At 59.9% G+C, this 6,549-nt stretch carries 6 protein-coding genes; 3 read left to right on the forward strand and 3 right to left on the reverse strand.

All coding sequences use genetic code 11. The features are described from left to right. Positions 1-94 precede the first annotated feature (94 nt). The 3 genes from Q0K10_RS15320 to asnB form a co-directional block, all read right to left on the reverse strand. Positions 95-1,210: a LacI family DNA-binding transcriptional regulator gene (locus tag Q0K10_RS15320; protein WP_294508949.1), complete on the reverse strand. Its 1,116-nt coding sequence runs from the start codon at positions 1,208-1,210 to the stop codon at positions 95-97. 180 nt (positions 1,211-1,390) lie between these two features. Next, entirely contained in the window at positions 1,391-2,326 is a 936-nt protein-coding gene (trxB, locus tag Q0K10_RS15325; protein ID WP_294508951.1) for a thioredoxin-disulfide reductase, read from the reverse strand. A 19-nt stretch (positions 2,327-2,345) separates the two neighbouring features. Beyond that, on the reverse strand, positions 2,346-4,241 hold the full coding sequence (gene asnB, locus Q0K10_RS15330; RefSeq protein WP_294508954.1) for an asparagine synthase (glutamine-hydrolyzing): 1,896 nt from the start codon (positions 4,239-4,241) through the stop codon (positions 2,346-2,348). Between the two features lie 116 nt (positions 4,242-4,357). Here asnB and thiL point away from each other — a divergent pair, with 116 nt between their 5' ends. From thiL to Q0K10_RS15345, 3 genes are read left to right on the forward strand one after another with little or no spacing between them, the layout of a single operon-like run. Next, on the forward strand, positions 4,358-5,245 hold the full coding sequence (gene thiL, locus Q0K10_RS15335; protein WP_294508956.1) for a thiamine-phosphate kinase: 888 nt from the start codon (positions 4,358-4,360) through the stop codon (positions 5,243-5,245). Continuing rightward, positions 5,235-5,675 carry a tRNA (adenosine(37)-N6)-threonylcarbamoyltransferase complex ATPase subunit type 1 TsaE gene (tsaE, locus tag Q0K10_RS15340; protein WP_294508959.1) on the forward strand — a complete coding sequence of 147 codons (441 nt, stop codon included), beginning with the start codon at positions 5,235-5,237 and terminating at the stop codon, positions 5,673-5,675. Before thiL ends, tsaE begins: the two co-directional genes overlap by 11 nt. After that, on the forward strand, positions 5,672-6,430 hold the full coding sequence (locus Q0K10_RS15345; RefSeq protein WP_294508962.1) for a type II CAAX endopeptidase family protein: 759 nt from the start codon (positions 5,672-5,674) through the stop codon (positions 6,428-6,430). The genes tsaE and Q0K10_RS15345 overlap by 4 nt, the downstream gene beginning before the upstream one ends. The last annotated feature ends 119 nt before the right edge of the window (positions 6,431-6,549 follow it).

Below are 6,549 nucleotides of genomic sequence, written 5' to 3' on the forward strand. Positions count from 1 at the left end.
GTGTAAGTTAATCGCCATAAATTACACGCCGCAAGCAGAAACCGCGAACGTCAGCTATTTATCATACCATCTCCTTTGGGTTGGTAGTTTCATTTCAGGAAAGCGTCCTGATGCTTTCTCGTTCAATGAGTTCGACATCCTGCACAACGTGGCGGGGAACATCCGATCTGCCGCCGAGGATCATCTGGAACATCCTTTCGATCAGCGCCTCGGAGTTCCCCAGCACGGTCGTGAGCGCGGGCCGGGAGAGACGGCCGTAACTCATCATATCCATTGCCGTGACAAGCGAAACGTCCGCGGGACAGCGCAACCCGCGCTCATCAATCGCGCGCAGCGCACCGTACGCCCCCGGAAATGTATCGACCAGAAGCGCAGTAAGTTCCGGATGATGTTCCAGCAGCTCCGCAGTCTGGTGATAGCCGGTTTCAACCGGATCTTTCCAGGGGGACGCCGCTGTTTTCGACCGCAGCAGATGCTGCTGACGCAGCCCGTACTCCCGCAACGCATGATGGATGCCGCGGTCCGTTGCGGCAAGCCGCCCCGGCTCGTTCTCCACAAAACCGATTTTGCGATGCCCGCGGGCGAGCAGCGCTTTCATTCGCAGATAACCGGATTTGAAGTGATCCCAGTCGATCGTGCATAAGTTGCGGTAGATCGACACATTCTCCTGTGAAATCTGCAGCACGCAGGGGAGGTTGAGAGTGTCGAGCTGCCGCAACACCGGGCGGGGCATTCCGGTTGCGGGCGGGATCATCAGAATCCCCTCCAGATCCGGATTCTGCTGTATGACATGAAACAAGGTCGCGTAGTCCGTTTCCGCCTGCATCTTGAAGTTGATCAACCGCAAGTTCTGCTTCAATGCGAGCATCTCCGCGAAGTGAACCGCCTGCCACAGCGGATAGGCGAAGAAGTCCGGATATGCGATCATCACCGTCCGGCTGCCGTTTCGCGCCGCGCTGCTCTCGACCGTCTTGTCCCGCGGCGAGACGAAAGTCCCTTTGCCGGGCCGGCGCACGACATATCCCTCACGCTCCAGCTCCACCATCACTTTGTTCATCGTAGCCCGGCAGACGTTGAACTGCTTCGCCAGCGCCGTCTCCGAAGGCAGCCGCATATTGCAGTCACTGCGCCCGATTTGATCGAGCAGGCACGCTTTGAGTTCATTGTGCCGGGAATTTTCGTTTTTGAAAACAGAACTTTGTATACTCATTTTGAAAAATCATTTTATATTGTCTAGACAGTATTAATTATACCTGAAAAGATGCTTCATGTCAAGACGGGAAATGGGAAAAATGCGAAATTTCCTGGTTTTTTTTGAAAAGGAGAACGGGAAATAAACAAAACAGGCGACCCGTTGAAGGAGTCGCCTGTGGATCGTTTTTCGGTTTTATCAATGCCGATGCCGGGATTCGAGGTAGCGTTCCGCGTCGATTGCGGCTTTGCAGCCCATTCCGGCGGCGGAGATCGCCTGACGGTAACGCGGATCCGCGCAGTCGCCGGCCGCGAAAACTCCTGCAAGTTTCGTCATGGAGGTGTTCTCCTTCAGGATCACGTATCCTGCCGCGTCCGTGTCGATGAACTCCTTGAAGAGCCCGGTGTTCGGCACATGCCCGAGCGCGACGAAGACCGCGTTGCACGCAAGTTCCGAGACTTCGCCGCTCTTGTTGTTCCGGATGCGCAGCCCCGTGACCTTGTTTTCCCCCAGAATCTCTTCGACTTCGCTCGACCAGACGAATTCGATCTTCGGATTGGCCTTCGCGCGTTCCGCCATGATCGGCGAGGCGCGCAGTTCGTCGCGACGGTGAACCACATAGACTTTGCTCGCAAAGTGCGTCAGAAACGTTGCCTCTTCCATCGCGGAATCCCCGCCGCCGAGCACCGCCACCGGCACATCCTTGTAGAACGCTCCGTCGCAGGTGGCGCAGGCGGAAACCCCCTTGTTCCGGAGCCGCTCTTCGGACGGAATTCCGAGGTAACGCGGACTCGCTCCCGTCGCGAGAATCAACGCTTCGGCTTCAATCGTTTCGCCGGAGGAGAGTTTCAGCGTCTGAATTCCTCCGTCCGTGAGCTGGAATTCGACGATTTCATCATATTCAACCCGGGTTCCGAACCGTTCTGCCTGCTGCTGCATTCCCATCACAAGGTCGTATCCCGTGATTCCCTCGGGAAAGCCGGGGAAGTTCTCCACATGCGTGGTCTGGGTCAGCAACCCTCCCGGAACCGGACCGGCCAGAAGAAGCGGATTCAAATTCGCGCGCGCGGCGTAAATCGCTGCCGTGTACCCCGCCGGCCCGCTGCCGACGATGACGAGTTTCTCCTGCATCATGACGTTCTCCTCTTGTTTGTCAGTTGCGCTCCAGGAACAGCGAGAAGATCAGGAGACTCCACAGCAGATAGCTGTGATCCCGCCTCCCGGAGAGATGCTCCTTCCAGATCTGTTCGACCGTCCTGCGCCGGAAGTATTCGCCGTTGCACAGTTTGCCGTCGAACAGGGCCTGTTCCGTGACGTTCCGCCACTCCCCGCGCAGGTAGGTGGCGATCGGGACGCCGAATCCCTTCTTGGGCCGTGCGCTGATTTCGCGCGGCAGCAGATCCTTGAACGCTTCGCACAGAATGCGTTTGCGCTTTGTGCCGCGCAGCTTGTACGAGAGCGGAAGCCGGGCCGCGAATTCAATGACCTCGCGATCGAGGAACGGCGAACGCACCTCGAGGGAAAAAGCCATGGAGGCGATGTCCACCTTCGTGAGGATGTCCCCCGGCAGATACGTGTGTATGTCAAGCTCCGAGAGCCGTTCGATCCGGTTGCCCGAAGTCAGTTCCCATTGCAGCGTTTCGAAGAGTTCTGCGGAGTTGCGGTTTGCGGCCGACTGGAGTTTCTCCCCGAACAGCGACTCCTTGAGCTGGGAGCCGCAACGATCCAGCAGCGTGAAATAACGCTGTCCCGGAGGCGCTGCCATGACCTTCAGAAAACGGCGCAGCCGTCCGCAATGCGTGCGCTCTCCGCCATCGGGAACAAGCGCGCCCGCGGCTTTGAGCAGCGGGCGTTGCAGAAATCCCGGCAGCAGCGAGAAACGCGACGCCCACCGGAGTGCGAGGTAACGCTCATACCCGCAGAAAATCTCATCCGCGCCGTCGCCGGAAAGGGCGACCTTGATTTCGGAGGCCGCAAACTCCGAGAGCCGTGCCGTCGGCAGGATCGAAGCGTCCGCGAACGGTTCTCCGCAGTGGGCACAGAGTTTTTCGAGCAACGGGAAATCTCCCGGCTCGACGATCCGTTCCCGGTGAATCAGCGCCCCTCCCGTCTGCCGGTTGATCGCCGCGGCGGCCCGGGCAGCGAAGGAGCGTTCGTCGTATTTCGCGTCGTTGAAACCGATCGTGTAGGCGTTCGTCTTCTGCGGAAGCCGTTTTGCGGCGGCGACCGCCGTGATGATGGTGGAGTCCACGCCGCCGGAGAGGAACGTCCCGACGGGGACGTCGGCCATCAGTCGCCGTTCGACCGATTTCTCGACAAGTCCGCGCAGAGTCCGTGCCGCCTCGTCGAAACTTTCCGTCAGCTTCAGCGAGTGGTCGAGCCGCCAGTAACTGCGGATGGAGGTCGTCCCCTCGTTCAGCCGGAATTCCAGCTGATGACCCGGTGCGAGCTTGTGGACGTTCCGGTAGATCGTTCCCGGTCCCGGGACGTATTGAAAACTCAGATAGTCGCTTACGGCGTTCACGTCAAGTTCCTTCGGCATTTCCGGATGGCACTTGAGCGCGGGAAACTCGCTGGCGAACACCAGAGTTCCGTTCGTCATGAAATAGAGCAGCGGTTTCTGACCGGTCCGGTCGCGGGCGAGCAGCAGCCGCCGGGTCTTCGCATTGTAGACCGCGAAGGCGAACATCCCTTCCAGCAGCCGCACGCACTCCCCGCCGAGCTCCTCGTACAGGTGCACGATCACCTCGGTGTCGGTCGCGGAACGAAATGTGTGGCCTCGCGCGGTCAATTCATCCCGCAGCCTGCGGAAATTGTAGATTTCTCCATTGAATACCGCGATGACGCTGCCGTCTTCGTTCTTGAACGGCTGAGTTCCGTTTTCGAGATCGATGATCGAGAGTCTCCGGTGGCCGAGCGCCACTTGTTCGTCAAGGTAAAAACCCGAGGCGTCCGGCCCGCGATGTGTGAGCGCGGCGCTCATCGCAGCGATGATTTCACCGACGGCGGGATCGCCGCGGTGGTTGACGATACCGGCAATTCCGCACATGATTACTCCGATGAATGATTTGGATGATGACGGGATAATCCCTTTTTATTAATATACCCGGGATTCCTCTCCTTTTCAAGTTGACTTCTCTTTCAGAGTGAGGTATATTGAACACCATGCCGGATGAACTGGAAATTTTGAAGAAACTGCTCCCGACCCTGCCGCAGGCCGGATCAGTCGTTGTCGGTCCCGGCGACGACTGCGCCGCGCTGGAGTGGAGTTCCGACGGGTTGCTGCTGGCGGCCGTCGATCAGCTTGTCGGCGGCGTTCACTACTTTCGCGAGTCGACGCCGCCGCGACAGGCCGGGCGGAAGCTGCTCTGCCGGAATTTAAGCGACATCGCCGCGATGGGCGGATATCCGCTCTGGGCTCTGCTGACGGTCGCCTCTTCGGGGAGGGGGGCCGAGTGGGTCGTGGAGTTCTGCCGCGGCGTCTCCGACTGCGGGCGGGAGTTCGGCGTGTCAGTGGTCGGCGGGGACATCTCCTCGCTGCCCTCGGAGGGGGAGGTCGCAACACTGACCATCCTCGGCAAGGTGCGGCGAGGGGAGGTCGTGCTCCGCAGGCGTGCTAAGTCTGGCGATCTGCTCTACGTCACGGGGGAACTCGGCAACTCGCTCGCGAGTGGACACCACCTCGATTTTTCGCCGCGTCTTGCCGAGGGGCGGTTTCTGGCGGAAGGGCGTTATGCGTCGGCGATGCTCGATGTTTCGGACGGATTGCTGCTCGATGCCCGGAGACTGGCGGAGGCTTCCGGCGTCCGGCTGACGGTCGATCCGGCAACGTTGCCGCTGCGCGCGGGGGCGGATCAAAGCGGCGCCCTCATCGACGGCGAGGATTACGAATTGCTTTTCACGGTTCCGCCGGAGCGGGCCGGGGAGCTGGAACGAAACTGGAAATTCGGGCAACTGACCCGGATCGGCGCGGCGGAGCCCGGCTCCCCGGAAGTGGCCGGCCCGGATGGTGATCCGTTGTCCGTGAACGGGAAATACGGTTATGAACACTGAAAAGAAAATCATCAGCCGCTCCGAAGCCGAGACCGAGGCGTTCGCCTCCGCTCTCGCGAGCGAGCTGCCGCGCGGAACGGTCATCGCTCTCGAAGGCGACCTCGGTGCGGGGAAGACGGTCTTTTCGCGCGGGTTTGCGCGCGGTCTCGGCATCACCGAACCGGTATCGAGTCCGACCTACACGATTGTGCAGGAGTATCCGCTTCCGGATGGACGTGGGATGCTCTATCACCTTGACCTCTACAGGATCGGGAACTCCGCTTCGGCGCTCGCATTCGGAGTGGACGAGTTCCTCAACGATCCCGAGTCGTTCGCGCTCGTCGAGTGGCCGGCGCGGATCGCCGACATTCTTCCGCCCGGAATGAAGATCGTGCGGATTCGCCACCTCTCTGATTCCGAACGGGAAATTACGCTGGAGGCCGGCGCGTGACCGGGTTTGGACGCATCACCGCCCGGATCTTCCGGGCTCCCTGGAGGCGGGGCCTCGACTGGCCGATTCTGCTCTTTGTTCTGTTCGGCGGATTCGGCGCGGCGCTGCTGGGGGGCACCGGCGGTTTTCTGCTGGGCGAGATGTTCTCAATGGGGGATCCGGCCATCCCGATGGCTGCAATGCCGGTCGGACAGGGGTTGATCGCTTCGGGATTTCTGGCGGGGACTCTGTTGCTGTGGCCGCCGCAGGGGCATTTCGCCGCCAAACTTGGAATCCGTCCGCTCAAAGCGGGGGATTTCCTGGCCGTATTGATCGGCATGGCGGTGATTCTGCTGATCGGCAACCTGGCGACCGCGGGCTGGCAGGCTCTGCTCGACTGGCTCGGAATCTCCTACGACGAGAAGCAGGAGATCGTCAAAATCCTGGCCGGGGCGGGGCCTGTGGCGCAGGTCGGCATCGCGATCGGCACGATCATCGGCGCGCCGTTTTCCGAGGAGATCTTTTTTCGTCGTGTGCTCTTCGGGCTGCTGCGGCCGATGGGAGTGGTTTCTTCGATTCTGCTGACTTCGCTGATTTTTTCGCTCATCCACTTCTTTCTGCTCGGAATCCCCGCACTTTTTGTGATGGGGCTGACCTTTCAGGTGATCTACCTCGTGCGGCGCAATCTTTTGAGCGCAATGCTGATGCACAGTGTCGTGAACCTTGCCGCGTGTGCCGAAGCGCTGTGGTTTCCTGAAGTGGCGTCTCTCTTCTGAACAAAAAAACCGCACTCTTTCGCAGCGAAAAAGTGCGGATTCTTATATTGCTTAAGCGCAAAAAAACTACCGGCTGCGCCGGTATGTAGCCGAATAGCTTCAGCTTAAAGGCGAGAGAA

Source organism: uncultured Victivallis sp. (genome assembly GCF_944391105.1).
Taxonomy (GTDB): domain Bacteria; phylum Verrucomicrobiota; class Lentisphaeria; order Victivallales; family Victivallaceae; genus Victivallis.

What these genes read in the sequence shown, in the direction of transcription:
- Q0K10_RS15320 (WP_294508949.1), bottom strand. Translation starts at nt 1,210, where the DNA reads ATGAGTATACAAAGTTCTGTTTTCAAAAACGAAAATTCCCGGCACAAT.
- trxB (WP_294508951.1), bottom strand. Translation starts at nt 2,326, where the DNA reads ATGATGCAGGAGAAACTCGTCATCGTCGGCAGCGGGCCGGCGGGGTAC.
- asnB (WP_294508954.1), bottom strand. Translation starts at nt 4,241, where the DNA reads ATGTGCGGAATTGCCGGTATCGTCAACCACCGCGGCGATCCCGCCGTC.
- thiL (WP_294508956.1), top strand. Translation starts at nt 4,358, where the DNA reads ATGCCGGATGAACTGGAAATTTTGAAGAAACTGCTCCCGACCCTGCCG.
- tsaE (WP_294508959.1), top strand. Translation starts at nt 5,235, where the DNA reads ATGAACACTGAAAAGAAAATCATCAGCCGCTCCGAAGCCGAGACCGAG.